We start from the raw sequence: 26,102 nt of genomic DNA, 5'->3' as shown, positions 1-26,102 counted from the left end.
GCGTTACGCCCGGGACGCCTTCGAGGGCCTGCGGCTGATGGACGCCCTGATCGGCGTCAAGCGGGGGGTGCCGGGGGCCAAGCTGCCGGAGCTGAAGCAGCGCCGGGTGCGGGCCACCGCGTCCGCCCAGGTCGACGAGCAGCCGGTGGAGGGCAACGTCCGCTCCGACGTCGCCACCGACAACCCCATCCCCACCCCGCCGTTCTTCGGCACCCGCGTCGTCAAGGGCATCCAGCTCAAGGAGTACGCCGGCTGGCTCGACGAAACGGCGTTGTTCCGCGGTCAGTGGGGTCTCACCAAGGAGTTGATCGACACCGAGGGACGTCCGAGGCTGCGCGGTTGGCTCGATCACCTGCAGAGGGAAGGCCTTCTCGAAGCGGCCGTCGTCCACGGCTACTTCCCCTGTGTGTCCAAGAGCGACGACCTGATCATCCTGGACGAGCACGGCAACGAGCGCACCCGCTTCACCTTCCCCCGGCAGGCGCACGGCCGCCGGCTCTGCCTGGCCGACTTCTTCCGTTCGGAGGAGTCCGGCGAGACCGATGTGGTGGGCCTGCAGGTCGTCACCGTCGGCTCCCGGATCGGTGACGCCACTGCGGACCTCTTCGAGGCCGACGCCTACCGCGACTACCTCGAACTGCACGGTCTGTCCGTGCAGTTGGCCGAGGCGCTCGCCGAGTACTGGCACGCGCGGGTGCGGGCCGAGTGGGGCATCGCGGGCGCGGATCCGGACTCGCTCGACGGCATGTTCCGTACCGCCTACCAGGGGTGCCGCTACTCGCTCGGCTATCCGGCCTGCCCGGACCTGGAGGACCGCGCCAAGATCGCCGACCTGCTGGAGCCGGAACGCATCGGCGTCCATCTGTCCGAGGAGTTCCAGCTGCACCCCGAGCAGTCCACGGACGCGATCGTCGTCCACCACCCGGAGGCGAGCTACTTCAACGCGGGAGGCGCGCGATGACGACCTTCTCCTTCGAGTTCTTCCCGCCGAAGACGGACCAGGGCGAGCGCACCCTGTGGGACGCGATCCGTCGAGTGGAGCCCCTGCGGCCGGACTTCGTCTCCGTCACCTACGGAGCGGGCGGTTCCTCCCGTGACCGGACCGTCGCCGTCACCCGGCGCATCGCCGCCGAGACCACCCTGCGGCCGGTCGCCCATCTCACCGCGGTCGGCCACTCGGTGGCCGAACTGCGCCGGATCATCGGCCAGTACGCGGACGCGGGCATCCGGGACGTGCTGGTCCTCCGGGGTGATCCGCCCGGCGACCCGAACGGCCCCTGGACGCCCCACCCCGAGGGGTTCACGTACGCCCGGGAACTGGTCGAACTCGTGCGCTCGCTCGGTGACTTCACCATCGGCGTGGCCGCCTTCCCGGAACGCCATCCGCGCTCCCCCGACTGGGAGAGCGACATCCGGCACTTCGTCGCCAAGTGCCGGGCCGGCGCCGACTACGCCATCACGCAGATGTTCTTCCACGTCGAGGACTATCTGAGGCTGCGCGACCGGGTCGCGGCGGCGGGCTGCGACATCCCGGTCATCCCGGAGATCATGCCCGCCACCGACGCCGCCCAGATCCGCCGCTTCGCCGAACTGTCCGGCGCCGCCTTCCCCGAGGACCTCGCCCACCGGCTGGAGCGGGCGCGCGGCAATCCCGCCGAGGGGCGTCGGATCGGCGTCGAGCACGCCACCGGCATGGCCGTGCGGCTGCTGGCCGAGGGCGCTCCCGGGCTGCACTACATCACCCTGAACCGGTCGACCGCCGCGCTCGACATCCACCGCAACGTCCTGGCCTCAAGGAGCCTCAGTGTCCGCTGACTTCACGGACTTCAAGGTCGCCGACCTGTCCCTGGCCGAGTTCGGCCGCAAGGAGATCACCCTCGCCGAGCACGAGATGCCCGGCCTGATGTCGATCCGCGAGGAGTACGCCGGCGCGCGGCCCCTGGCCGGCGCGCGCATCACCGGCTCCCTGCACATGACCGTCCAGACGGCCGTGCTCATCGAGACGCTGGTCGCGCTCGGCGCCGAGGTGCGCTGGGTGTCGTGCAACATCTACTCCACCCAGGACCACGCGGCCGCCGCGATCGCCGCGGTCGGCATCCCGGTCTTCGCCTGGAAGGGCGAGACGCTGGAGGAGTACTGGTGGTGCACCGAGCAGGCCCTGACCTGGCCCGGCGACGCGGGCCCGAACATGATCCTCGACGACGGCGGTGACGCCACCCTCCTCGTCCACCAGGGCGTCGAGTACCGCAAGACCGGCCGGCTCCCCGCCGCCGACAACGAGGAACTGGCCGTCGTCCGCGCCCTGTTGGAGCGCAGCCCGCTCGACTGGCCCGCGATCGCCTCCGGGATCCGTGGGGTGACGGAGGAGACCACGACGGGTGTGCACCGTCTGTACGAGATGCAGCGCGACGGCGTCCTGCTGTTCCCGGCGATCAACGTCAACGACGCGGTGACGAAGTCGAAGTTCGACAACAAGTACGGCTGCCGGCACTCGCTGATCGACGGCATCAACCGGGCCACCGACGTGCTGATCGGCGGCAAGACCGCGGTGGTGTGCGGCTACGGCGACGTGGGCAAGGGCTGCGCGGAGTCGCTGCGCGGGCAGGGCGCCCGGGTCATCGTCACCGAGATCGACCCGATCTGCGCGCTGCAGGCGGCGATGGACGGCTACCAGGTCACCACCCTGGAGGAGGTCGTCGACCAGGCCGACATCTTCATCACCACCACCGGCAACAAGGACATCATCATGGCCGGCGACATGGCCAGGATGAAGCACCAGGCCATCGTGGGGAACATCGGCCACTTCGACAACGAGATCGACATGGCCGGCCTGGCGAAGGTGCCCGGCATCGTCAAGGACGAGGTCAAGCCGCAGGTGCACACCTGGACCTTCCCCGACGGCAAGGTCATCATCGTGCTGTCCGAGGGCCGTCTGCTGAACCTGGGCAACGCCACCGGTCACCCCTCGTTCGTGATGTCCAACTCCTTCGCGGACCAGACCCTGGCCCAGATCGAGCTGTTCACCAAGCCCGACGCCTACCCGACCGGCGTGTACACGCTGCCCAAGCACCTCGACGAGAAGGTCGCCCGCCTCCACCTGGACGCCCTCGGCGTGAAGCTGACCACGCTGCGCCCGGAGCAGGCCGCCTACATCGGCGTCGACGTCGAGGGCCCCTACAAGCCCGACCACTACCGCTACTGACCGGCCCCTACCGGGTCCAGCCTTCCTCCATCGTGCCCCGACCCGGGGCGCCCACCCTGAGCCGCAGGTCCGTTCGGAGGAGGAAGCACGTGTCCGACAAGCAGCAGCACGTTCCGGTGCTGGTGGCTGGCGCGGGACTGGCCGGCCTGTGCACCGCCCTGTTCCTGTCCTGGCACGAGGTGCCCTGTCTGGTGGTGGAGCGTCACCGGGGCATCTCGCCGCACCCGCGTGCGCGGGGCATCAACCCGCGGGCGATGGAGCTGATGCGCTCGGTCGGGCTGGAGGAGGAGGTGCGGGCCACCGAGTCGGCCCGTGCCCTCGCCCGCAACACCGGGGTGCTGGCGGCCCAGTCGCTGGCCGGGCACCAGCTGGGCGCTCTGCACGAGCAGTACTTCATGGACGTACGCACCGATCTGAGCGCCCTGTCGCCGAGCGGCTGGTGCCTGTGCCACCAGGACGAGTTCGAACCGGTGGTCCGGCGGCGCGCGGAGGAACTCGGCGCGCGGTTCTCGTACTTCACCGAGCTGGAGTCCTTCGAGCAGGGCGCGGACGGTGTCACGGCCCGGCTGCGGGACCGGGAGAGCGGTGAGGCGCGCACGGTGACCGCCGACTATCTGGTCGGCGCGGACGGGCCGGCGAGTCCGGTGCGGGAGGCGCTCGGTGTCGGCGTGGAGGGGCCGGGCACCACCGGGCACTTCCTCAACATCCATTTCGAGGCGGACCTCGCCGAGGAGCTGGGCGAGCGTCGGTTCATCATGTGCTACACGTTCAACGACGTGGTGCGCGGTGCGCTGATGCCGCTGGACAACGCGCGGCGCTGGCTGCTGCACGTGGTGTTCGACCCGGCCACCGAGGACGTCGCCTCCTTCACCGACGAGCGGTGCCGGGAGCTGGTGCGGGCCGCGGCCGGGGTGCCCGAGCTGGAGGTGAAGGTCCTCGGCGCGATCCCCTGGGAGGCCGCCGGGCGGACCGCGACCTCCTTCGGCGCGGGCCGGGTGTTCCTGGTGGGCGACGCCGCCCATGTGATGCCGCCCAGCGGGGCGTTCGGCTCCAACACCGGTGTGCAGGACGCGCACAACCTGGCGTGGAAGCTCGCGGCGGTGCTGCGCGGCGAGGCCGGTGCCGGGCTGCTGGACAGCTATGACGCCGAGCGGCGGCCGGTGTGCGCGGCCACCGTCGAGCAGGCGGTGCTGCGGTCCCAGGACCGTCCGCGGCTCGCGGCGAAGGAGCCCGCGCCCGCCAATCCGGCGATCCACGCCGACACCGAGATCTGGTTCAGCTGGCAGTACCGGTCCGGCGCGGTCCTGCCCGCGCCCGGCGACAGCGTCCCCGACGGTGTGTGGAACGGCGACCCGCGCGGTCTGCCCGGCACCCGCGCCCCGCACGTCGTGCTGCTCCGGGACGGTCGGGAGGTCTCCACGCTGGACCTGTTCACCCGGGCGCCGGTGCTGCTCGCCGGGCCGGAGGCGGGGTCCTGGGCAGATGCCGCCCGGGCCGCGGCGGACCGCGCGGGCGTCACGCTCGACGTGCTGCGGATCGGTGACGGACTGCGCGACCCGTCGGGCGGCTGGACCGAGGCGTACGGCGTGGGCGCGGACGGCGCTGTGCTGGTGCGCCCCGACGGGGTGGTGGCCTGGCGCTCCCCCGCCGCGCACGGCGAGCCCGGGGCCGTACTCGACGACGTACTCAAGGCGCTGCTGGCGCGGTGACCGGCCCCGCCGCACTCCGCGACACGACGAGGGAGAGAGCATGTCTGGAATCACCGGCTGGGTGGACTGGTCCCGGGATCTGACCCGGGAACGCGGCACCGTCCTGGCCATGGCGGCGACGATGGCCCTGCGCGGCCCCGACGGCGAGGGCGTGTGGACCAGTCCGCGCGTCGCCCTGGGGCACCGGCATCTCGCGGTGTTCGACCTGGCGGGCGGCGGGCGGCAGCCGGTCGCCCTGGAGCACGACGGGCGGGTCGTGGCGGTGGCCGCGCACAGCGGTTCGATCCTCAACCACGAGGAGCTGCGCGGCACGTTGTCGCGGCGCGGCCACCGCTTCCGGTACGGCGGCGACACCGAGACGCTGCTGCACGCCTATCTGGAGTGGGGGGCCGGGGCCGCGCAGCGGCTGGAGGGCACCTTCGCCGGCGTGGTGTGGGACGCGCGCCGCGAGGAGCTGTTCCTGGTGCGCGACCGGCTCGGTGTGGAGCCGCTGCTGTACCACCCGACCCCGACGGGGCTGGTGTTCGGCTCGGAGGCGAAGGCGATCCTGGCGCATCCGCAGGTGCAGCCGGAGGTGGACGCCGAGGGGCTGCAGGAGATCTTCACCTACTCCGGTACGCCGCATGTGGCGCCGTTCCGCGGGATGCACCGGCTGCGGGCCGGGCACCACCTGGTGGTGAGCGCGGGCGGCACGCGGCGCACGCGGTACTGGGGGGTCGACGCGGCCGAGCACACCGACGACCTCGACACCACCGTGGACACCATCCGCGGGCTGCTGGAGGAGAGCATCGAACGCAATCTGCGCACCGAGGCGCCGGTGGGTTCGCTGCTGTCGGGCGGTCTGGACTCCAGTGGCGTGGTGGGGCTCGCCGGCCAGGAGCTGGCGCGGACCGGGCGGCGGATCCGTACGTTCACCGTGGACTTCGCCCGGCACTCGGAGAACTTCCAGGCCACCGACACCCGGCAGTCCCCGGACGCCCCGTACGCGGCCGACGTGGTGCGGCACCTGGACACCGACCACACCGGGGTGGTCCTGGACCCGGCGGAGCTCAGCGACGAGGTGGCGCGCTGGCAGGTGCTGCGCGCCAAGGACTACCCGACGCCGCTCGGCGACATGAACACCTCGCTGTATCTGCTGGCCCGCGCGGTGGGCGAGCACGACACGAAGGTGGTGCTCACCGGTGAGGCCGCCGACTCTCTGTTCCACGGGGTGGCCTGGAACCGGGACCCGGTCGAGTCGCGGATGGACACCTTCCCGTGGGTGGCGCGCGGGGTGGTGCGCGACGACGCCAAGGGCCTGGGCTGCGGCCTGTTCGACGAGTCGCTGCTGAAGGACCTGGCCCCGCTGGACTACGCGGCCCAGCGCTACCGAGAGTCGGTCGCCGAGGCCCCGCATCTGCCGGGCATGTCGGAGCAGGAGCGGCACATGCGGGAGCTGTGCTGGGTGCATCTGACCAACTTCATGGAGAACCAGAACGGGCACACCGAGCGGCTGTTCAAGGCGGTGGGCCTGGAGGTGCGGATGCCGTACTGCGACCACCGGCTGGTGCAGTACGCCTACAACCTGCCCTGGGAGCTGCAGAACTTCGACGGCCGGGAGAAGAGCCTGCTGCGCGCGGCCGTACGGCATGTGCTGCCGCAGAGTGTGATCGAGCGGCGCAAGACGCCGTACCCGGTCACCCTCGACCCGGGCTACGAGCAGGCGCTGCGCGCGGAGATGCACGCACTGCTGGACGATCCGCAGGCGCCGGTGCTGCCGTTGCTGGACGTGGCCGCGGTGCGGGCGACGCTGAAGGCCCCGGAGGGGCTGAACCGCTGGGCCCGGCGGGCCAACGTGGAGCTGCCGCTGCAGCTGAACACGTGGCTGCGGCGGTACGGGATCCGGCTGGTGCTGTGAGCGGCGGGTGACGGACGAGGGCTCCGGGACGGTGTCGTCCCGGAGCCCTCGTCCTTTCCCGCACCCCGCTCCCTCCGGGTCCCTCAACCCGACGGGGCTCAGCGGTGGTCAGTGGTGGTGCATGGCATCGCGGTGCCCGTCGCCGTAGAGGGTGCGCGGCGCGCTCGCCTCGGTGCCGGGCCGTACGACGGTGAACTGGCCCATCATTCCCTGGTCCTCGTGGCGCAGGACGTGGCAGTGGTACATGTACGGCGTCCTCGGGTCGGTGAGGGTGTCGAACCGTACGGCGAGCCGGTGGGTGCCGAACTCGTGCAGATAGACGGTGTCCTTGGGGCCGCGGGTGTAGGCCGGCGGCTGTTCGCCGTTGATGTCGAGGAGGTGGAAGACGGCGCCGTGGACGTGGAAGACGTGCACCCACTCGTCGCCGCGTTCGATCTCCCAGATCTCGGTGGCGCCGGCGGGCACGACCTCGTCGACGCGGGTCATCTCCATCGTCCGGTGGTTGATCTGCAGGCCGGTGAACTCGAAGTGCCTGCGCCGGGCGCCGGCCGGTGCCTCGACGGGGACCGGGGCGGCGCCGTCGAGACGGGTGGGCAGCGGGGGTGAGGGGCGCAGTCGGCGGGCGGCCCGCAGGGCGATGATGTCGAAGGAGTCGTCGCCGCCCATGAAGCGTTCGGTGGGAAAGCCGAGATCGAGCGCGGGCTCGAAACTGCGCAGCACGGTCTCCTCGCCCGGCTTGAACTCCACGACGATCTCGGCGCGTTCGCCGGGGGCGAGCAGCAGCCGGTCCAGGGCGCGGGGCCGGGCGAGGAGTCCGGCGTCGGTGGCGACCTGGTGGAAGGTGCGTCCGTCGGTCAGGCCGAGCCAGTACACGCGGGCGTTGGAGCCGTTGAGCAGCCGCAGCCGCACGCGCCTGGTCGTGACCGTGAAGTACGGGTCGTAGGTGCCGTTGACGAGGATGGTGTCGCCGAGGACGCCCATGTTGTCGACGCCGGCGACGGACTCGGCGAGCTTGGTCTCGGTGAGGTCGAGGGTGCCGTCGGCGTGGAAGTTCTTGTCCTGGATGACCAGGGGGACGTCGTCCACGCCGTACTCGGCGGGCAGTTCGGCGCGCCGGGAGTGCTCGTCGTCGAGGATGATCATTCCGGCGACGCCGCGGTAGACGTGGGTGCCGGTCGAGCCGTGCGGGTGCGGGTGGTACCAGAGGGTGGCGGCGGGCTGGTGGACCGTCCATGCGGGGTGCCAGTCGGCGCCGGGGTCGATCATCTGGTGCGGGCCGCCGTCCATGGCGGCGGGCAGCAGCATGCCGTGCCAGTGCAGGGTGGTGGCCTCGGGGAGGCGGTTGCGCACGGTGACGGCGACGCGGTCGCCGCGCCGGGCCCGCAGCGTGGGCGCGAGGTAGGGGCCGTTGGCGCCCCAGGTGGGGGTGCGCTTCCCGGGCAGGAGGTGGCTGGTGCCGGCGGCGAGGGTGAGCGTGTAGTGCCGGCTGCCGTCGGCGGACGGCTTCGGATCGAGGAGGCCGGGGACGCGGAGGCGGTTGCGGAAGGACAGCTGTCCCACGTTGCTGCGTTTGCGGCTCTGGTACGCGGTCAGGAACGTGGCGCCCCAGCCGGCGCCCGCGGCCACGGCGACGCCTCCCGCGCCGAGGACGAAGCGTCGGCGCGGGAGGCGGAGTGCTGGCGTCATGGAGAGGTCCTCGGGTCGGGTCTCGGTGACCCCACCCTCGGTCAGGCCGGCTGAGCGCTGCTCGACGCCGGCTCGAGCCGGTGCACGACCTCGGTGACGGCCATGTCGCCGCTACGCCGGTAGGGCTTGAGCCGCTGCCGGTGCAGGGTGTGGCGGTGGCTGACCTCGAAGGCGCGGAAGGCGGGCTCGTCGGCCCAGTCCGTGATGACGTAGTACACCGCCTCCTCCTCGGTGGACCTGACGAGGGTCTGGCCGCGGTTGGCGGGTTCCTGGGCGATGCTCCACCCGATGGACAGCCAGGTCCGTTCGAAGTCGGCGGTCATCTCGGGGTGGACCTCCATGCGGAGGATCACCCGCAGCGGCTCGGGGATGTCGGTCACCGGGTCTCCTTCTCGGCGGGCGGCCCGTCAAGGCGGAGCAGCCGCTTGGTCATGGCGCGCAGCACGGTGCGGGTGAAGATCGGCGCCTCGGTGCAGCGCCAGGCGACCACTCCGTCGGGCCGGACCAGGACGGCGCCCTGCGCGGTGACGCCGTACAGCTCGGGCCAGCGGTCGTCGAGGTCCTCCAGGTCGGTGCCGACGCCGTAGACCTGGACGGGGGTGCCGAGTTCGGCGGAGACCGAGCGGGCGGCCTCCTTCCAGGGGCGGTTGTCGGGGCCGGTGAGCAGCACCATGGAGCGGCCGAACAGGTCGTGCACGGAGATCTCGGACCCGCCGTGGCGCAGCCGCAGATGCGGGGCGCGGCTGCCGGGCCGGCCGTCGTTCTCGGCGGCCCAGGGCCCGTAGCCGGGCAGGATGCCCTCGTCCCAGGGCATCACCGCCATCGACCGGTAGCGGGCGGCGAGCCACACCAGCGGGTCCTGGACCAGCTCGGGGTCGGCGGGGTCGGGGTAGGCGGCCAGCAGCCGGGCGCGGTCCTCGGCCCGCAGCACCGCCTGTTCGACGGTGGCCGCGCACACCGGGCGCCGCTCCTCGTCGTAGGAGTCGAGGAGGTCGGGGTGGGCCCAGCCGTCCAGCACGGCGACGAGCTTCCAGGCGAGGTTGTGGGCGTCGATGATGCCGGTGCCGGCGTCGAAGCCGCCGCTGGGCGGCATCACATGGGCCGCGTCCCCGACGAGGAACACCTGGCCCTCCCGGAACCGGTCGGCGACCCTCGCCTCCCCGGTCCAGGTGCTGACGCTGTCGATGCGCGGTTCGAGGTCCGCGAGGCCCGTGGCCGCCCGTACCAGGTCGGCGCAGCGCTCCTCGGTGAACCGAGAGGCGGGCTCCTGCTCCGGGTCGTGCCGCAGGTGCAGCAGCCAGTCGGCGCGGTTGTCCAGCGGCATCAAGGAGCCGCGTACGTCGGGGTTGTCGACGTGGGCCATGATGAACCGGCGGCCCCGCAGCTCGCCGGTGAGGTCGGCGGTGAAGCGGACGGTGACGAAGTGGCCGAGGGTGCGGCCGTCGAAGCCGATGTCCAGCTGCTCGCGCACGGTGCCGCCGGTGCCGCCCGCGTCGACCAGACAGCAGGCCCGGATCCGGTGTTCGTCGCCGGTGTCCCGGTCGCGGACCACCGCCGAGATCCCGTCGTCGCCCCAGCCGTCCCGTTCGAAGGAGACCAGTTCGGCGTCGGGCCGCATCCGTACGCCCAGCCGTTCGGCCCGCTCCCGCAGGGCCCCTTCCAGCTCGCCCTCCTCGCACAGGCACCAGCTGGTGGGCGACAGGCTGCCCAGGTCGGTGTTGACGTCGACGACGTACTTGGCGTCCAGGACGCCCAGTTCGTGTCCGGCCAGCGACTCCACGGCGATGATGCCGGAGTTGTCCTTCAGGGCCCGCGCCGAGGGCAGGTCCCGTACCTCCCGCTCCACCCCGAGGGAGCGCAGCAGTTCCATGGCCCGGGGGTGGACGCCGAGGATGCGCGGCGGCCGGAGCCGCTCCCGCCGGCCGCCCAGCAGGTAGCAGTCCACTCCTTGTCGGGCGAGGAACAGAGCCGTCGCCAGCCCGGCCGGCCCCGAGCCGGCCACCAGGACATCCGTGTTCCGGAGCGCGCTCCGGCCTGTACCGCTCACTGCGTCACATCCCTTCGACTGCTGCTACGGCTGCTGCTGCGGCCTGTGCTCCACGAGCACGGAGGCGTCCTTGTCGCCGTCGCCCGCCGCCACCACCGCGGCGAACCGCTCGCGCACCTCGGCCAGCACCGGCATCGCGGTGCCGTGCTGGGCGGCGGCCTCCAGGGCGAGCCGGATGTCCTTCTCCATCAACTGCGAGCGGAAGAAGGCGGGTTCGTAGGCCTGCTTGAGCATCAGATCAGCGCGAAACCGCATCACCATCGAGCTGAACCCGCTCGCCGAGACCACGCTGATCAGCTGTTCGCGGTCCAGGCCGGCGGCGGTGCCGTAGGCCACGGCCTCGGAGAGGGAGGCGACCTGGGCGCCGAGCAGCAGGTTGAGGATGAGCTTCAGGCTGGCGGCGGTGCCGGGGGCGCCGACGTGCGTGACCTCGCTGCCGATGGCCTCCAGCACGGGCCGGGCCTGGTACAGGTCGGCCGGGTCCCCGGCGACGTACACGCGCAGTTCGCCCTTGCGGGCCTGCAGCGGGTTGCCGACGACGCAGGCCTCCACGCGGCGCACGCCGGCCGCGGCGAGCCGGTCGGCGGCCTGCCGGGCGTAGCCGGGCGAGACGGTGGAGGTGTCGACGACGACCGCGCCGGGCCTGAGGACCGGTACGACCCGGCCGAACAGCACCTCCTCGACGGCCTTCTCGTCGCTGAGGCTGAGCAGGACCACGTCGTGTCCGGCCGCCGCGCGCTCGGGGGCGTCGGCCAGTTTGGCGCCGGCCTCGACGAGTGGGGCGGCCTTGCCCGCGGTCCGGTTGTGGACGGTGAGCGCGTGCCCGGTGTCCAGCAGCCGCCGGGCCATGCCCCCGCCCATGTTGCCCAGGCCGATGAAGGCCAGCTGGGGTTTGGTGGTCATGGTTGGGTTCTCTTCTCTTCTCGGTGTGGTGCGCGGTGCGGTGTGGTGCGCGCCGGGGTGCCGTGCGCGGGCGGGGGCTCAGTAGGCGGCGTCGACCTCGTAGACGGCGAACGGGGCGGCGGTGCGGGTGTCGCGGTAGGGCCGCAGCGGTGCGGTGTCCTCGCGGTGCTCGGCGCCCGCCTCCCAGGCGCGGAAGGCGTCCAGCGACTCCCAGCGGCTCATCACGGCCAGCGCCGTGGGGTCCAGCGGGCTGCGCAGCAGTTCGTTGCCGAGCATCCCGGGCACCTTCGCGAGCCGTCTGCTCACCTGGTGGTAGGCGGCGCGGACCGCGTCCAGCTGGCCGGCGTCGACGGCCGCCTGGTACACCAGCACCCGCACCTCACCGGGCATCGGCGGCCGCCCTGCCCCGGATGGCGTGCTGGACCTCCATGACGTGGAAGGAGCCGCCCTTGCGGAACGGGTGCAGGGTGGCGCGGTGTTCGAGGTGGCCGGGGCTGTCCTCGAACTCGCGGAAGCGCGGCTCGTCGACCCAGTCGCTGATGATGACGTACGTGCCGTCCGGCTCCCGGGCCAGCGACTGGCCGAGGTTGGCGGGGTGGCCGGTGACCGCGTCGGTGCCGGCCAGCCACGCCTGCTCGAACTCCGCGTCCTTGCCCGGCTCGATCTCCAGGCGCAGCATCACCCGGAAGGCCATCAGGAGATCCCCCCGTCGACGCCGATGGTGTTGCCGGTGACGTACCGGGACAGGTCGCTGGCCAGCCACAGGACGGCGCCGGCGACCTCGTCGGGCTTGCCGAGCCGGCCGAGGGCGGTCTTGGCGCCGTAGCGCTCGGTCATCAGGTTCTTCTGGTCCTGGGGCATGGCGTGGAAGTTCTCGGTCTCGATGACGCCGAGGGCGACGACGTTGAAGCGGATGCCCTTGCCGCCGAACTCCTTGGCCAGCGAGCGGTTCAGGCCGACGAGGGCGGCCTTGGTCGCGGTGTAGTGCGAGCGCAACGGTATGCCGGCGTCGACGGCGCGGGAGCCGATGGAGATCACCGAGGAGCCCTCGCCGAGCAGCGGCAGCGCGTACTGGATGACCAGGTGGGCGCCGGTGAGGTTGGTGGCGATGATCCGCTGCCACTCCTCAAGGGACAGCTCGGCGTACGGGATGTGGCTGATCGCGCCCGCGTTGTTGACGAGCAGGTCGAGGCGGTCGCCGTGCAGTTCGCGGACCCGGGTGAGCAGGCCGGCGATCTCCTCGGGCCGCGAGAGGTCGGCGCGCAGCACGTGGTGGTTGCCGCCGGTCTCCTTCAGCTCCTCCTCCAGGCTGCTGACGAACTCGCTGGGGTGCTGGTAGCAGGTGATGACGTCGACGCCGGCCCGAGCGAGGGCCAGCACGACGCCCCGGCCGACACCGCGGGTGCCGCCGGTGACCAGGGCCTTCTTGCCTCGCAGTTCGAGGTCCATGGGGTGTTCCCTTTCGGAGCAGAAGTCAGGGCACGGGTGGTGGGGTTCAGAGCAGGAAGCCGAGCGCCGTGCAGTTGACGGCGAGGGCGGCGATGGTGATCCAGCTGCGCCGGCTGTTCCAGGCGCCCCACTCGGGGCGCGGGTCGTGGAAGTCGGCGGGCAGGTTGTCCGGGTCGAGCGTGCGCATCCAGCGGTTGACCGGCGCGTTCTTGACGATCGCGATGACCGGGGTGGTCGCCGTGAGCAGCGCGGCCACGGCGAACAGCGCCTGCGCGGCCGGGTCGGGGGCGCCCGCGGCGAGGACCACGTCGAGGACGACCGTGCCGAGCAGGCAGACGGGCATGGTGGGGTCGTAGCGCTGGCCGAGGAAGGCGTGGGCGTACACGTAGCGGTCGACCGGCAGCGAGGCCATGTAGGGGAAGCCGCCGAGCTGGGTGCCGAGCATCACTCCGGCCGCGAGGCCGTTGAGCAGCAGGAGCAGCGGGGCGAGGACGGTGAGCACGAGAGGCCGCTCCCTCACCGGGCCACGGCGTGCGCCGCGGCTTCGACCTTCTGCTTGATGAGGTCCATCTGCACCAGGGTGTTGCGGTTGAGATGGGCGGTCATCTGCTCGTCGTCCACCGGCGCGGCGGGCTTCATGTGGAAGTCCTGCACCCAGCGCATCCGCACCCCGCCGCCGGGCTCCTCGGTGTACTCCCAGAAGATGGTCATGAACTCGAACGGCCCGGTCTCCACGCGCTCGGCGCGCACGGTGCGGGTCTCGCGGAAGCTGGTGCGCTTCGACACCCAGCTCCAGACCTGGCCGTCCTCGTCGGGGTGCATGGTGAGGCGGAAGACGACCGTGTCGCCGTCGCGCTCCAGGATCTCGGCGGAGGCGTACTCGCTGAACAGGTCCGGCCAGTTGGGCACGTCGTTGGTCATCTCCCACACCAGTTCCAGCGGTGCGTCGATGACGATGTGGTTGTCGGTGTGTCCGGCCATGATGCGTACGTTCCTTCCGTGTCGGCGGCCCAGGACGAGGGCCCGTGTCGGCGGCCCAGGACGAGGGCCGGTGTCAGCGGCCCAGGACGAGGGCCGAGGTGAAGCCGCCGTGGCCGCGGGCCAGCACCAGCGCGTGGCGCACCGGGAGTTCCCGGGGCCGGTCGGTGACCAGGTCGATCTCCAGGCCGGGGGCCGGTTCGCGGACGCCGGCGGTGTGCGGGACGACGCCGTGGCGCAGGCTCAGCAGCGCGGTGGCCACGTCCAGCGGGGCGCCGCCGCCGTAGAGCCGTCCGGTCAGCGTCTTGGGCGCGGTGACCGGGACCCTCCGTGGGCCGAAGACCTGGGTGATGGCCTCGGCCTCGTCGCGGTCGTCGGCGGCGAGTCCGGCGGCGTCGGCGAAGACCACGTCGATGTCGGCGGGCGCGAGGCCCGCGTCGCGCAGGGCGGCCTCGGCGGTACGGCGCAGCACGCGCGGCCGTCCCGACTCGGGCGCCGGGTCGAAGCCGGCCGCGTAGCCGAGGATCCGGCCGTAGCCGGTGCCGCGTTCGGCGGCGGCCTCGGCGCTCTCCAGGACGAGGATCGCGCCGCCCTCCCCCGGCAGATACCCGGACGCCTCGGCGTCGAAGGGCAGATAGGCGCGCTCCGGGTCGGGGACCCGGGAGAGCTTGCCGGTGGTCAGCTGGGCGCTGAGCCCGTAGGGGCACAGGGAGGCGTCGGTGCCGCCGGTGACGACGAGCCGGGCGCCCTTGCGGGTGAGCCGGCGTGCCTGTCCGAGGGCGTCCAGGCCGCCGGCCTGCTCGCAGGCGAGCACACCGCACGGGCCGCGCATCTTGTGCCGGATGGAGAGCTGGCCGGTGGTGGCCGCGTAGAACCAGGCGATCGACTGGTAGGCGCCGACCCAGGTGGGGTCGTGCTGGTAGAGCGCGGTCATCTCCTTCTGCCCGAACTCCGTGCCGCCGGAGGACGAGGAGGTGACCACCGCCTTCTCGTACTCGGGGATCGCGTCGATGTCGGCGCCCGAGTCCGCGAGCGCCGCCTCCCCGGCGGCGAAGGCGAGGTGGGTCCAGTGGTCGGTCTGGGAGATCAGCCGGCTGGGCACGCCGGCCTCGGTGTCGAAACCGGGGACCTGACCGGCGTACCGGACCGGGTAGTTCGTCGGGTCGAAGCGTTCGATGCGGCCGATGCCTGACTTGCCGGCCAGCACCGAGGCCCAGTGCGCCTCGACGCCGATGCCGGTCGGCGCGACGATGCCGAGGCCGGTGATCACCGGAGCCGCGGTGGAGGTGGACGGGGTGGGCGTGGACGCGGTGGAGGTGGACACGGTCATCGCTCAGTCACTCCTTCCGGCCGCGGCCGCCGCGGTGCCCGGACGGGCCAGCAGCATCGCGGTCTGGAAGCCGCCGAATCCGCTGCCGACGCTGAGCACGACGTCCATGGCGTGCTCGCGGGCGGTGACCGGGACATAGTCCAGGTCGCACAGCGGGTCCTTGGTCTTGAGGTTGGCGGTCGGCGGCACCACCTGGCGGTCCAGGGCGAGCGCGCAGGCGGCGACCTCGATGGAGCCGATGGCGCCCAGCGAGTGGCCGACCATGGACTTGATGGAGCTGACCGGGATGTCGTAGGCGTGCTCACCGAGCGATCGCTTGAACGCGGCGGTCTCGTGCCGGTCGTTCTGCTTGGTGCCCGAGCCGTGCGCGTTGACGTAGTCGACGGCGGTCGGATCGAGCCTGGCCTGGTCGAGGGCGACGGTGATCGCCTCGGCCATCTCCCGGCCGTCCGGCTTGAGACCGGTCATGTGGTACGCGTTGCTGCGCCCGGCGAAGCCGACGATCTCGGCGTAGATCCGGGCGCCCCGGGCGAGGGCGGCCTCGCGCTCCTCGATGACCAGCACCGCGGAGCCCTCGGCGAGCACGAAGCCGTCCCGGTCGCCGTCGAAGGGGCGTGAGGCGTGCTCGGGGTCGTCGTTGTTGGGCGTCGTCGCCTTGATGGCGTCGAAGCAGGCGGACGTGATGGGTGAGATGGGGGCGTCGGTGGCACCGGCCACGGCGACGTCGGCGGAGCCCTCCTCGATCAGCTGCACGGCGTGGCCGATGGAGTCCAGGCCCGAGGTGCAGCCGGTGGAGACCAGCGCGACCGGGCCCTCGGCGCCCACCTCCCAGGCGACCTCGGCCGCCAGGGTGGAGGGGATCATGTAGCCGTACAGGTGCGGTACGCCGTACTCGTGGTCGACGAGCCACTTGCGGCCGCTGTCGGAGAGGGTGACGTACTCCTCCTCCAGGCCCATGGTGCAGCCGACGGCGCTGCCGATGGAGACGGCGACGCGTTCGGGGGCCAGGGCGGCGAGTTCGATGCCGCTGTCGGCTACCGCCTCGCGGGCGCTGACCACGGCGAACTGCGCGGCGCGGTCCATCCGGCGGATCTGCCGGGGGGTCAGGCCGGCGGCGGCCGGGTCGAAGTCCACCTCGGCGGCGACCCGCGAACGGAAGGCACCCGCGTCGAAGAGCGAGATCAGCCGGGTGGCGGTACGACCCTCGGACAGCGTGCGCCAGAACGCCTCCCGGCCCACGCCGCCCGGGGCGACCGCGCCGACCCCGGTGATGACGGCCCGTCGGGTCACGGCGTCCCACCCACGTCCGGGTTGGACTGCTCCGGGCGCTGCGCCTGCTCGGTGTCGACGTGGCCGAGCTCGGGGCGCGGCGCGAGGGGCGACAGGTGGAAGGAGCAACGGGCCGTGATGTCACCGGTGTTGACCAGACGGTGACGCACTCCGATCGGCACGAGCAGCGAGTCGCCGGCGGTGAGGCTCACCTGCTGGCCGTCCAGGCGCATCTCCAGGGTGCCGTCGATGACGTGCAGGAACTCCTCGGAGTACGGGTGGTAGTGCTCGGTGACCCAGTCACCGGGCTCGAGGGTCATGACGCCGCCGAAACCGGAGGTGCAGCCCACGGTCTTGGGGCTGAGGGTGACGCGGAGGTCGCCCCCGCGCTTGGTGTTGGCCTCGACCTCGTGCGACGACACCTTCACGGTGCGGCTGATGGCGGTGGTCACTGGATCCGTCCTCCGTCCTTGGTCCAGACGTAGAAGGGCTCGGCCATGGCGTCCTTGGGCTCCTTCCAGTCCGGGTCGTAGGGCTCCACGCACTGCGCGAGCCGGGTGTTGATGTCGTCGTAGAGCGGGTGGCTGCGGGCGCGGTAGAGGTTCGCGCTGATGTCCTCGTCGGCCTCGACCAGGTGGAAGTAGAGGCCGTGGAACTTGAACAGGGTGCGGCGGCTGACACCGATCATGTGCGGCAGCTCGGTGCCGTCCGACTCGTCGAAGATCTTCGCGATGTCGTCCGTCTTGTCCGGACGGAGCTTGGCGACGATCAGGGTGCGGTGCACGGAGTACCTCCTGGTCCGGTTGCCCGACCCCCGAGGGGCGGTCGACGGGGAAGGTCCCACCGCGGACTACAGCCCCACTCGAATCACCCTGCAGCGCCGCCTTGTTCGGACAGGGCCCCCCGCGACCCCGCGGACGGGAAGAACGGGAACGCGAACGGGACGACCCGGCCGGGCACAGGAGCGTCCCCGCGGCAACGGCGTCCCGTCACACGGTGCGACGGGCCGCGCGGTACGGGGGACGGGGCGCGGGAGCACGGACCACCGCGTGATGCGGGGCCGAGGCGCGGGAGCGCGGACCGCCGCGCGGTGCAGGCGCGAGGCGCCGGAGCGCGGACCGCCGCGCGGGGCGAGAGCCCAGGCAGCCCAAGACGAGGCGGAGACGACGGACGGCCCACGCAGCGCGGCGCCTTGGCCCCCGGCTCCCTGCCGCTCCCCGCGCCGGGCGGGACGGCACGTCCGGTGACCGCCCGGGCTATGGGATCACCCGGCGCGCACGCGCTCTCGCCGCCGGCGTCCCGCCCCTGGAGTGTGCCCGTAGACGGGCCGGTCCGCCGGACCGTCGCGCCGCGGTCGGTTCGAGTCGTTCTCGTGTGGGGTGGGGTGTCGTGGCGGGGACAACCCCGATCTAGTGAGGGACCGGTATGCCGTTCGCAGCCATCACGTATGACATCAAGCCCGGGTACGAGGCCGAACTCGCCGCGATATTCGGGGACTTCAAGCGGGTGCGGAGCAGTCGGGTGGAGGACGAGCAGGGCGAGGCGGCCGGCACGATCCTGGCCACCGCCGTCTTCCTGCGCGACGACACGCTGGTACGGGTCATCGAGTACACCGGCGACCTGGAGGCCGTGGCCCGGCACATGGCGTCACAGCCCGGGGTGCGCGAGGTCGAGGCCAAGCTGAAGGCGTACCTGAGCAAGCCCCGCGACACCGACACGGTGGAGGGCTTCGTCGCCACCTTCAAGCGCAGCCTGCTGAACACGGTCGCGCAGATCTCGGTGCGGGACATACCGAGCGCGGCATGACACGGACATGGTGCGGCGGCCGTACGGGAACACGTACGGCCGCCGCACCATGGGGCGCTGTCAGAGCGCCGTGACCCCCGCCGCCGTGACGGCGAGCGCCACCACCGCCAGGGTCGTCCGCAGCAGGTGCCAGCGGCGCCACAGCGGCCGCGGGTCCTCCCAGTCGGCGGGGATGACGGACGGGTCGTCGATCGCCTTGACCCGCCGGTTGATGGGCACGTTGCACAGGTGCGAGACACCCGAGACGCCCAGCAGCAGCACCGCCGCGACCGCGAACAGCGACCGGGCCGCCCCGCCGGCGACCACGGCCAGCACCACGTTGACGAGGGTGCTGCTCAGCACGATCACCGGCATCGTGGGGTCCCAGTTCCGCCCGAGCAGCTTGTGCGCGTACACATAGGTGCCGGTCTCCATCGCGAACAGCGCCGGCAGCACGCTCAGCGCGACGGCGAACAGCACGCCCGCGGTGACGCCGCCGCCGAGCAGCGCGGCGACCCCGAGAACGCCTTCGAGCCCGGTCATGACGTGCCGGCCCCCGCGGGGTGGCTCTCCACGGTCAGCTGCGCGATGGGCCGCATGGTGGCCTCACGGAAGTGCGCCGCGAAGCCCTCGGGCGTCGTGGTGTCCGTCTCGCGCCGCACGGACAGGTACGGCGCGAGCTTGGTCTCCAGGATGTGCACGCCCTTCTGCGCGGCCATGTGCCGGCCGATCGCCGCGAAGTCGCCCTCGTAGTGGATGACCCGGACCAGTACGTCGTCCTTGATGAACACGCCGGTGCCGAGCAGCCGCCCGGCGGCGTCGCCGTCGTCGCCGGTGAAGTCGGGGGTGTCCACCCGCTGGAAGCCGGCGAAGATCTCGGCGATCTCCTCCTCGTGACCGGGCTTGACCCGGTAGGTGATGGCGGCGTAGGGCATCAGATTCCTCCGTCTACTTCGATGGTGGTGCCGGTGACGTACGCGGCCGAGTCGCCGGCCAGGTAGAGCACCGCCCCGGCGACGTCCTCGGGCCGGCCGAGCCTGCCGAGGGCCGTCAACGCGGTGAGGCGGGCGACGAGCTGGGGCGGCAGTCCGCCACCCGGCTCGGTCTCGGTGACGCCCGGCGCGACCAGGTTGACCCGGATGCCCCGGCCGCCGAGCTCCTTGGCGAGGGCGCGGGTGAAGCCGACCAGGGCCGCCTTGGACGCGCTGTAGTGCACGCCGAGGGGCCGGCCGCGCAGGGCCACGGACGCGCCGATGGTGACGACGGACGCGCCGTCGCCGAGCAGGTCGAGCACGGACTGGGTGACCAGGTACGCCGAGGTGGTGTTGTGGTCGAGCACCCGGTGCCACTCGTCCTCGGTGAGCTTCTCGAACGGGACGTGCCCGTCGACGCCCAGGTTGTTGACCAGGACGTCCAGGCCGCCCAACCGCTCCCGCACCACGTCGGCCAGTCGCGCGGCCCCCGCCGAGCCGGTCAGATCGGCCGCGACGAGAGTGAACTCGGCGCCGAGTGCGGTGAGTTCGCCGCGCAGCCGGTCGCCCGCCTCGCCGTCCCCACGGTGGGCGACGACGAGCCGGGCACCGGCACGGGCGAAGGCGAGCACGGTCGCCCGCCCGATCCCCCGGGTGCCTCCGGTGACCAACACCCGCCGTCCCGGCGGGAATTCGGGGGACGTCTCGGTTCCGGTGGTCACCGGATCGCCCCGGCGCGCGGCGTGGCCGCGATCAGCTGGAGCAGCAGGCGCGGGGTCTCGGCCTCGCCGACGGCGTCGTCGTCGAGCACGATGCCGTACTTGCGGTTGATCACGCTGGTGACCTGCAGCAGGGCGAGGGAGTCGTAGCCGAACTCCAGGAAGGGGGTGTCCAGGGCGTCCTCGCCCTCGAACGCCATGCCCTCCTCCGGGGCGCCGACGCATTCGAGCAGCAGCTCGCCGAGTTCGGCCAGGGTGATGTCGCTCACGATGGTTCCTTTCGGTCCTTCGGTCGGGATGTGCGGACTCGGGGTGTGCGGACTCGGGGTGTTGGTCGGGGTGTTGGGACGTGGGACCGGCTGGCCGGTCATGGACTCGCCAGCAGCGGGACGCCGTTGGCGGACGCGCCCACCGGGTCGAGGTGCGGGGAGGAGTCGAGCACCGCTCGGTGCAGGTGCTCGATGCCGGGCGAGGGGTCGAGGCCGAGGCTCTGGTTGAGCGCGGTCCGCAGGTGCCGGTACACCTCCAGCGCGTCACTGCGCCGGCCCGCGCGGTACAGCGCGAGCATCAACTGCTCGTGCAGACCCTCGTGCAGGGGATGCCGGGCGGCGAGCCCGGACAGCTCGCCGACGAGCTCATGGTGGCGGCCCAGCCTCAGGTCCGCCTCGATTCGGCCGTGAAGAACGCTCATCCGCGACTCGTCGAGCCGGGTGGCCTCCACCTCCAGCAGCGGCCCGCACTGCACGTCGGCCAGGGCGCGGCCGTGCCACAGGGCCAGCGCCCGGCCGAAGTAAGAGGAGGCCTCGGCCCAGTCGCCGCGCTGCAGGGCGCGGTGGCCGACGGAGGACAGGGCGTCGTACTCGCAGGCGTCGATGAGTCCGCCCTGGGTGTCCAGCCGGTATCCGCCGGGTTCGGTGACGAGCACGCTCTTGGCCCCGTGCGGGAGTTCGGCCTCCTCCTCGCCGAGAGCCGCGCCGATGACGTGGCGGATCTGGAGTATGTACGTCTGCAGGGTGGTCTGCACGCTGCGGGGCGGGCTCTCCCCCCACACCTCCTCCACCAGGGAGGCGACCGAGACGACCTCGTCCGCCTGGAGGGCGAGCAGCGCGAAGACCTTGCGTGGCTTGACGGCCGTGAGGTGCACCGGCACCCCGGCGAGTGTGGCCCGGAACGGGCCGAGGACGCTGATGTCCATCCGCGAAACTCCTTCGGGAACGATGTGGGTCAGCCGGTCGTCACGGGCGCCGCGGAGTCCAGCGCCCGCCCGACGGCTCGCGGCACCTCGCGTCCGCGGACGAAGAAGTGCGCTCCGGGGACCGTCCGCAGCCGGAAGCCCGCACTCGTGCAGTGCTCCCAGGCCCGGACCTGAGGGATCGTCACCATGCGGTCGTCCGCGCCGGCGAACGCCTCGACGGGACACGGCAGTCGGACGATCGGCGCCTCCCGCAGCCCCCGGGCCAGCCGCAGGTCGGCCCGGAGGGTGTCGAGGGTGGTGCGCAGCCGGTCGGGCCGCCGCAGCAGCGCCTCGGGCATGCTCTCCTCGTCCGTCATCGCCGCCATCAGCCGCTGGTCGTCCAGCCCGTCCAGGTCGGCCCGGTCCAGCAGGGCCGACGGCAACTGGGGGGCGCTGCACGCGCCGACCAGCAGCAGCCGCGGCGGCCGCAGTCCGGCCGCGAGACGGGCCTGGGCGAACCGGTAGGCGACGAGCGCGCCCATGCTGTGCCCGTAGAAGGCGTACGGCTCCTCCAGCAGCGGCCCGAGGTCGTGTTGCAGCTCCTCGACCAGCTGCCCGGGATCGGTGATCCGCGGCTCGCGCACCCGCGTCTCCCGCCCCGGCAGCCGTACCGGAAGCACCGAGACCCCGGCGCCGACCCGATTGAGCCAGCCGGCGAAGGACAGGGCGCCCGCGCCGGCGTGGTGGAAGCACAGCAGCCGTGTGCCGGTGGCGCCGGCCTTCGGCCGCACCGCGAGATATCGATGCACCAAGACCCCCCTTCGGTCCCGCACCGCTCGGCGGGTGCGGGCTCCGAGGGTCACCGCACCACCTGGAAGGCGGCTCAACGCTCGCTCAACCGGAGCGACGGGGATCGGCCAACGCGGGCAGCAGCGGCCGGCCCGGGGCGGCCTCCCGGCGGCCGGAGAACCCGGGGTCGTACACGGCCGCGCTGAGGGTGTAGGTGTCCTCGGCGAGCCAGCTGTGGAAGCTCCACTCCCAGCCGGCGCCGGGGGTGCCGTCGGGGCGCAGCATCTGTACCTGCTGGTCCTCGGGCGTGAATCCGAACTCGGTGAAGCGGAATCTGAGGCCCTGTCCGATGGCCTTGCTGTAGGCCTCCTTGAGCGTCCACAGCCGTACCAGCTCCCGGTTGCGCCGGTCCTCGGGGACGCTCTCGAGGGCTTCGAGCTCGTAGGGGGTGCACACCTGCCGTTCGGTGCCCAGGCCCAGCATGCGGCGGTCGGCGTTCTCCATGTCGACGCCGATGCGGCCGTTGCGGGTGAGTCCGACCACGAGCAGTTCCTCGGTGTGACTGAGGCTGACGTCGAGCTGGTCGACCCCGCGCAGATGGGGCCGCCCGCCGGGCTTGTAGGCCAGCTCCAGTTCGTCGGGCGAGGTGCCGAGCACGGCCGCGGCGGCGGACTTCAGCAGCAGCCGGGAGGTGACGAAGCGGGACCGGTTGGGCACGTGGGTCATCTCCGCGAGCCGCCGGTGGTCGCGGCCGAGGGCGGCCACCAGGTCGGGCCGGGCGAGGTCCTCGGGCAGCCAGTCGGCGACCTTGGCGTACACCACCGCCGTACCGGAGGAGTCGAGTTCGCGGCGGACGGGCAGCCAGGAGTCCGCGGGGCCGCGGTTGCACAGCGGCCGCATCACGCCACCGGCAGTCCGGTCAGGCGCTCCAGCCGGCCGGCCAGGGCGGCGAGGGTCTGCACGCCGAGCAGCATGTCCGGCAGGGCGGCCTCGCGCAGCCGCTCGAAGCGGGTCTCCAGGCGGCCCTTGAGCTGCAGCAGCATCACCGAGTCGAAGCCCAGGTCGTGCTGGAGGTGCAGGTCGGGGCCGAGCCGGGCGGGCGGCCGGCCGAGTATCCGGGCCACCTCCTCGAGCAGCACGGCCAGTGCTGTGCCACCGGCGTCGCCGTCATGACCGGCCTGGTTCTCTTCGGTGCCGGCTGTGTGGTTCATGGGATGCCTCTCCTCATCGGCCTATCGGGGTCGCGTACAGGTCGTAGCTGCGGGCGTCGTCGAAGCGGTCGAGGACCTCGGTCAGCAGGTGTTCGGTTCCGGTCTCGGGGGTGTGTACGGCGGTGCGGTCCAGCCGGCCGACGATGCGGGCCAGCGCCATGGCGGCCCAGGCAGGTTCGGCGAGCAGTCCGCTGCCGTGCCGCCACACGCCGAGGCAGGCGGCGCCGGCGGCGATCAGGGCGTAGCGGTCGGCGAGCGCGTAGGCGCGGGGGCTGAGGGCGCGGCCGGCCGGGCGGGCGGTGAGACGGGCGCAGTCCTCGCGCAACAGCCGCAGTTCGGTGGCGAGGGCGTCGGCGGCCGCGCCCAGCGCCCCGGCGAACTCGCCGCTGGCGGCGCGGGCCAGCCGTACCGTCTCCGGCAGCGAGCCGAGCAGGGGGTCCCCGTCGGCGGCCTGGGTCAGCTGCTCGGGCCGTACGGGCGGCAGGTCGGGGTCGTGCGGGTCGAACAGCCGGGCGCCGGGATCCGGGGCGGGTGATTGCGCGGTCTCCCCCAACTCGGGGACGCGCAGCAGGTGTTCGACGATGACCGAGCGGCTGGCGGCGGTTCCGGCGCTGCCCAGCCCGATCATGGGCAGGTCCCGGGCGGCCTTCTGGAACAGTCCGTAGCTGCCGGTGGTGGCGTACGCCTCGGAGCCCAGGACGATGGACAGGTCGTAGACCATCTCGGTGAGGATGGTGGGCAGCAGGTATTTCACGACCGCGCTCAGGGTGCGGCTCTCGCGGGGCAGCAGATGCACGGCCCGGGTGGCGACGAGCGCCAGGCAGTCGCACACCAGCAGGTCGGTGAAGGCGTCCACCAGCGCTGAGCGGGTGCGGGCGCTGCTGAGCGAGGCGCGGCTGCGGGAGCGGTGCGCGCGGGCGAAGGCGACGGTGGTGCGCAGCGCGGTGTCGGCGCAGCCCAGCGCCATGGAGGTGCCGGTGGCACGGGTGATGGGGAAGGCGCGTTCGGCGATGGGGCCGCCGCCGCCCTCGGGGCCGAGCAGCCGGCCGGCGTCCAGGCGGTGCCCGGTGAACTCCAGGCCCTGGACGACACAGCCGCGGATGCCGCTGGTACGGCGGCGGGGCAGCAGCGTGACACCGGGACCGGCGGCTGCCGGGCCGGGGAGCAGGAACGCCGTCTGGGCGTCCTCGCCGGCCTCGGGCGTGTGGGCGAACACGACGAGGGAGTCGACGCGGACCGCGTTGTTGAGGGCCTCCTTGCGGCCGTCGAGCAGATAGCCGCCGCCGTCGCGGCGCGCGGTGAGCCGGTTGTGCAGGAAGTCGTTGCCGGGGACGGGTTCGGGGTAGGCGCAGGCCATCCGGCCGCCGGACAGCAGCAGTTCGGCGGTCTGCCGCCGCTGCTGTCCGGTGCCGTCCGCCCACACGGTGACCGCCGCCAGGTACGAGGTCATCCCGTAGCCGAGGCCGAGTGCCGCGTCCCGGCGGAAGACCGCCCGCAGCACCCGGGCGAGCACGTCCAGCCGGTCCAGCCGGCCGCCCAGCTCACCCGGTACGAACTCGGCGTTGAGACCGAACTCGTCGAGGAGCCGCTCGGCGGCCGGCAGCAGCCGCTGCCGGCCGTCGGCGGCGAGGAAGTGGTCCGCGCCCAGCGGGTTGCCAGGGTCGTCGAGATCGCCGAGCTGGTGCTCGAGCCGCGCTATACGTTCCTGCACGGCCCGCTCGGCGGCTTCCGCCCTGTTCACCACCGTGGTCATGGCTGTCTCCGTCCTCGATCGGTTGCCGCTCGGCCCCATCCCTAACCGGCGTGACTCAAGAGGCCCTCAAGTCCTCCCGGGCAGGCTCCGGAGCGTCGTGGACGAGGGCCAGGCGCGGCACGGGTGTGCCGTCCTGGTCGAAGTCCACGCCGCCCAGCCACATGCCGCCGTAGGCGACCAGCGCGTACCAGACCGGTCGGAGCATGCGGTCGACCGCGGTGCGGGCGAGCGCGCGTCCGATGTCGCCGGGGATCCGATCGACGTCGTCGGTGATGGTCATGGACGTCCCTTCTTCGGTTCGGTTGTCCGGGCTCGGGTTGTCGGGCTCGGCTGTCCGGGCTCGGTTGCCGGGCTCGGCTGTCCGGACGAGGACGGTCCCCGCGCGCGCTCGTCGGGTCCTCGAGGAACCCTCGTGCCTGCGGTGCCTGTTCGGCTTTCAAAGGTTGCTTGTTTGGCGTTCAAGGGAAATTCGAGCGATCCGTGGTCGACTGGTGGCGCGTGCCCGCGCGACGCGCGGGCGGACGCGGATGCGGGGAGAGAGGTGGGTCGGGCCGATGCCCCAGGGTCTGGTGAGCCGCCGGGTGAGCGCGGTACAGCGGTTCACCGCGGTCGACCGAGCCGAGGTGGTGGAGGCCGGTCTGCGTGCCCACGCCCGGCACCGCGAGGGCCTGAAGGGCTTCGACGCGGGTCTCACACTGCGTCTGCTGGACCAGGACGGTGAATATGCCCGTCTGGAGCGGTGGCAGGACATGGACGCGCTGCTGCGCGCCACCCACGACGAGAGCTACCTGCCCCACCTCGCCTCCTTGACCGCGCTGGCCGACGTCCGGCACGAACTGGCGGTCAGCGTGGGCCAGATGCCCGCCGCGGTGCCGATCGCCGAGGCGGGGCGGCTGGTGCTGGTGGAGGCCGTGGTGGAGAGCGAACCGGCCCGTTTCGAGATGGACTTCGGGGCACTGGTGGGCTCGTGCGTGACCGCCGAAGGCTACGGCGGCAGCGACCTCCTCCGCTCAGTGGTCGACCCACGCGTCTACACCGGGCTGCTGTGGTGGCGGGACCCCGAGTCCTGCGACCGCGTCCTGACCACATCGGCCTACCTGGACCGCCGCGCCAAATTGACGGTGCGGGCCCGGATCACGGAGTTGCACGCGGGGCCCCTGTCCGCGAGCTGACGGCCGTCACCTCCCGCGCCGCGCCCACTGACGGCGAGCCGGGCTTCGCCCTTTCCCC

Annotated in this window: 30 protein-coding genes; 7 read left to right on the top strand and 23 right to left on the bottom strand. The window is 72.5% G+C overall.

The genetic code is table 11. The features are described from left to right. The 5 genes from GRC12_RS21610 to asnB all read left to right on the top strand — a co-directional run. Positions 1–961, top strand: a 961-nt coding sequence (locus GRC12_RS21610; RefSeq protein ID WP_280117503.1) for a vitamin B12 dependent-methionine synthase activation domain-containing protein, incomplete at its 5' end; no start/stop codon positions are given. After that, complete coding sequence (gene metF / locus GRC12_RS21605) at positions 958–1,815, top strand: methylenetetrahydrofolate reductase [NAD(P)H] (protein WP_208781021.1); 858 nt, start codon at positions 958–960, stop codon at positions 1,813–1,815. The genes GRC12_RS21610 and metF, both read left to right, overlap by 4 nt. After that, a complete protein-coding gene (gene ahcY / locus GRC12_RS21600) occupies positions 1,805–3,202 on the top strand; it encodes an adenosylhomocysteinase (protein WP_208781020.1) in 1,398 nt (465 codons plus the stop codon). Before metF ends, ahcY begins: the two co-directional genes overlap by 11 nt. Positions 3,203–3,291: 89 nt before the next feature. Then, positions 3,292–4,911 (top strand): FAD-dependent monooxygenase, encoded by a 1,620-nt coding sequence (locus GRC12_RS21595; RefSeq protein ID WP_208781019.1) that lies wholly within the window; start codon positions 3,292–3,294, stop codon positions 4,909–4,911. Between the two features lie 40 nt (positions 4,912–4,951). After that, positions 4,952–6,808, top strand: a complete 1,857-nt coding sequence (asnB, locus tag GRC12_RS21590; protein WP_208781018.1) for an asparagine synthase (glutamine-hydrolyzing) — start codon at positions 4,952–4,954, stop codon at positions 6,806–6,808. Positions 6,809–6,916: 108 nt separating this feature from the next. Here the strand turns inward: asnB and GRC12_RS21585 are convergent, their stop codons facing one another. The 13 genes from GRC12_RS21585 to GRC12_RS21525 form a co-directional block, all read right to left on the bottom strand. Continuing rightward, positions 6,917–8,494 carry a multicopper oxidase family protein gene (locus GRC12_RS21585; RefSeq protein ID WP_208781017.1) on the bottom strand — a complete coding sequence of 526 codons (1,578 nt, stop codon included), beginning with the start codon at positions 8,492–8,494 and terminating at the stop codon, positions 6,917–6,919. A 41-nt stretch (positions 8,495–8,535) separates the two neighbouring features. Next, a complete protein-coding gene (locus GRC12_RS21580) occupies positions 8,536–8,874 on the bottom strand; it encodes an antibiotic biosynthesis monooxygenase family protein (RefSeq protein WP_308286597.1) in 339 nt (112 codons plus the stop codon). After that, positions 8,871–10,541, bottom strand: a complete 1,671-nt coding sequence (locus tag GRC12_RS21575) for an FAD-dependent monooxygenase (RefSeq protein WP_208781016.1) — start codon at positions 10,539–10,541, stop codon at positions 8,871–8,873. The genes GRC12_RS21580 and GRC12_RS21575 overlap by 4 nt, the downstream gene beginning before the upstream one ends. 24 nt (positions 10,542–10,565) lie before the next feature. Beyond that, entirely contained in the window at positions 10,566–11,444 is an 879-nt protein-coding gene (locus tag GRC12_RS21570; RefSeq protein WP_208781015.1) for an NAD(P)-dependent oxidoreductase, read from the bottom strand. A gap of 78 nt (positions 11,445–11,522) precedes the next feature. Continuing rightward, positions 11,523–11,834 carry an antibiotic biosynthesis monooxygenase family protein gene (locus GRC12_RS21565; RefSeq protein ID WP_208781014.1) on the bottom strand — a complete coding sequence of 104 codons (312 nt, stop codon included), beginning with the start codon at positions 11,832–11,834 and terminating at the stop codon, positions 11,523–11,525. Beyond that, positions 11,824–12,138 (bottom strand): antibiotic biosynthesis monooxygenase family protein, encoded by a 315-nt coding sequence (locus tag GRC12_RS21560; protein ID WP_133048846.1) that lies wholly within the window; start codon positions 12,136–12,138, stop codon positions 11,824–11,826. Before GRC12_RS21560 ends, GRC12_RS21565 begins: the two co-directional genes overlap by 11 nt. Then, on the bottom strand, positions 12,138–12,893 hold the full coding sequence (locus tag GRC12_RS21555) for an SDR family NAD(P)-dependent oxidoreductase (RefSeq protein ID WP_208781013.1): 756 nt from the start codon (positions 12,891–12,893) through the stop codon (positions 12,138–12,140). The genes GRC12_RS21560 and GRC12_RS21555 overlap by 1 nt, the downstream gene beginning before the upstream one ends. A 46-nt stretch (positions 12,894–12,939) precedes the next feature. Further along, on the bottom strand, positions 12,940–13,395 hold the full coding sequence (locus GRC12_RS21550) for an anthrone oxygenase family protein (protein ID WP_308286596.1): 456 nt from the start codon (positions 13,393–13,395) through the stop codon (positions 12,940–12,942). 14 nt (positions 13,396–13,409) lie between these two features. Beyond that, positions 13,410–13,874, bottom strand: coding sequence for an SRPBCC family protein (locus tag GRC12_RS21545; RefSeq protein WP_208781012.1), 465 nt, complete (start codon positions 13,872–13,874; stop codon positions 13,410–13,412). Positions 13,875–13,947: 73 nt separating this feature from the next. Beyond that, the gene (locus GRC12_RS21540) at positions 13,948–15,201 is read right to left on the bottom strand and encodes a ketosynthase chain-length factor (protein WP_208781011.1); all 1,254 of its coding nucleotides are present in this window, start codon (positions 15,199–15,201) and stop codon (positions 13,948–13,950) included. Positions 15,202–15,204: 3 nt separating this feature from the next. Beyond that, a complete protein-coding gene (locus tag GRC12_RS21535; protein ID WP_208781010.1) occupies positions 15,205–16,491 on the bottom strand; it encodes a beta-ketoacyl-[acyl-carrier-protein] synthase family protein in 1,287 nt (428 codons plus the stop codon). Continuing rightward, positions 16,488–16,922, bottom strand: coding sequence for a cupin domain-containing protein (locus GRC12_RS21530; protein ID WP_133048851.1), 435 nt, complete (start codon positions 16,920–16,922; stop codon positions 16,488–16,490). The genes GRC12_RS21535 and GRC12_RS21530 overlap by 4 nt, the downstream gene beginning before the upstream one ends. After that, positions 16,919–17,254, bottom strand: coding sequence for a TcmI family type II polyketide cyclase (locus GRC12_RS21525; protein ID WP_133048852.1), 336 nt, complete (start codon positions 17,252–17,254; stop codon positions 16,919–16,921). Before GRC12_RS21525 ends, GRC12_RS21530 begins: the two co-directional genes overlap by 4 nt. A 641-nt stretch (positions 17,255–17,895) precedes the next feature. Here GRC12_RS21525 and GRC12_RS21520 point away from each other — a divergent pair. Then, the gene (locus GRC12_RS21520; protein ID WP_208781009.1) at positions 17,896–18,276 is read left to right on the top strand and encodes a SchA/CurD-like domain-containing protein; all 381 of its coding nucleotides are present in this window, start codon (positions 17,896–17,898) and stop codon (positions 18,274–18,276) included. Positions 18,277–18,336: 60 nt separating this feature from the next. Here the strand turns inward: GRC12_RS21520 and GRC12_RS21515 are convergent, their stop codons facing one another. From GRC12_RS21515 to GRC12_RS21470, 10 genes are all read right to left on the bottom strand, one after another. Beyond that, positions 18,337–18,798 (bottom strand): DUF1772 domain-containing protein, encoded by a 462-nt coding sequence (locus GRC12_RS21515; protein WP_208781008.1) that lies wholly within the window; start codon positions 18,796–18,798, stop codon positions 18,337–18,339. Continuing rightward, on the bottom strand, positions 18,795–19,190 hold the full coding sequence (locus GRC12_RS21510) for a SchA/CurD-like domain-containing protein (RefSeq protein WP_208781007.1): 396 nt from the start codon (positions 19,188–19,190) through the stop codon (positions 18,795–18,797). Before GRC12_RS21510 ends, GRC12_RS21515 begins: the two co-directional genes overlap by 4 nt. Further along, positions 19,190–19,948, bottom strand: a complete 759-nt coding sequence (locus GRC12_RS21505; protein WP_208781006.1) for an SDR family NAD(P)-dependent oxidoreductase — start codon at positions 19,946–19,948, stop codon at positions 19,190–19,192. The genes GRC12_RS21510 and GRC12_RS21505 overlap by 1 nt, the downstream gene beginning before the upstream one ends. After that, a complete protein-coding gene (locus GRC12_RS21500) occupies positions 19,945–20,214 on the bottom strand; it encodes an acyl carrier protein (RefSeq protein WP_208781005.1) in 270 nt (89 codons plus the stop codon). Before GRC12_RS21500 ends, GRC12_RS21505 begins: the two co-directional genes overlap by 4 nt. 98 nt (positions 20,215–20,312) lie before the next feature. Then, positions 20,313–21,140, bottom strand: coding sequence for an AfsR/SARP family transcriptional regulator (locus tag GRC12_RS21495; protein WP_208781004.1), 828 nt, complete (start codon positions 21,138–21,140; stop codon positions 20,313–20,315). A gap of 29 nt (positions 21,141–21,169) precedes the next feature. Continuing rightward, positions 21,170–21,928, bottom strand: a complete 759-nt coding sequence (locus GRC12_RS21490) for a thioesterase II family protein (RefSeq protein WP_308286595.1) — start codon at positions 21,926–21,928, stop codon at positions 21,170–21,172. Positions 21,929–22,013: 85 nt separating this feature from the next. Then, the gene (locus GRC12_RS21485) at positions 22,014–22,808 is read right to left on the bottom strand and encodes a 4'-phosphopantetheinyl transferase family protein (RefSeq protein ID WP_208781022.1); all 795 of its coding nucleotides are present in this window, start codon (positions 22,806–22,808) and stop codon (positions 22,014–22,016) included. Then, entirely contained in the window at positions 22,808–23,119 is a 312-nt protein-coding gene (locus tag GRC12_RS21480; RefSeq protein WP_208781002.1) for an acyl carrier protein, read from the bottom strand. Before GRC12_RS21480 ends, GRC12_RS21485 begins: the two co-directional genes overlap by 1 nt. 13 nt (positions 23,120–23,132) lie before the next feature. Beyond that, positions 23,133–24,872, bottom strand: a complete 1,740-nt coding sequence (locus tag GRC12_RS21475) for an acyl-CoA dehydrogenase (RefSeq protein ID WP_208781001.1) — start codon at positions 24,870–24,872, stop codon at positions 23,133–23,135. Between the two features lie 55 nt (positions 24,873–24,927). Continuing rightward, complete coding sequence (locus GRC12_RS21470; protein WP_208781000.1) at positions 24,928–25,152, bottom strand: hypothetical protein; 225 nt, start codon at positions 25,150–25,152, stop codon at positions 24,928–24,930. 274 nt (positions 25,153–25,426) lie between these two features. Here GRC12_RS21470 and GRC12_RS21465 point away from each other — a divergent pair, with 274 nt between their 5' ends. Next, positions 25,427–26,044, top strand: coding sequence for a hypothetical protein (locus GRC12_RS21465; protein WP_208780999.1), 618 nt, complete (start codon positions 25,427–25,429; stop codon positions 26,042–26,044). The last annotated feature ends 58 nt before the right edge of the window (positions 26,045–26,102 follow it).

Source organism: Streptomyces griseorubiginosus (assembly GCF_017614965.1).
GTDB classification, from domain to species: domain Bacteria; phylum Actinomycetota; class Actinomycetes; order Streptomycetales; family Streptomycetaceae; genus Streptomyces; species Streptomyces griseorubiginosus_B.
The sequence above is the reverse complement of the archived record's forward strand: the minus strand, read 5'-3'. Positions and strand labels throughout refer to the sequence as shown.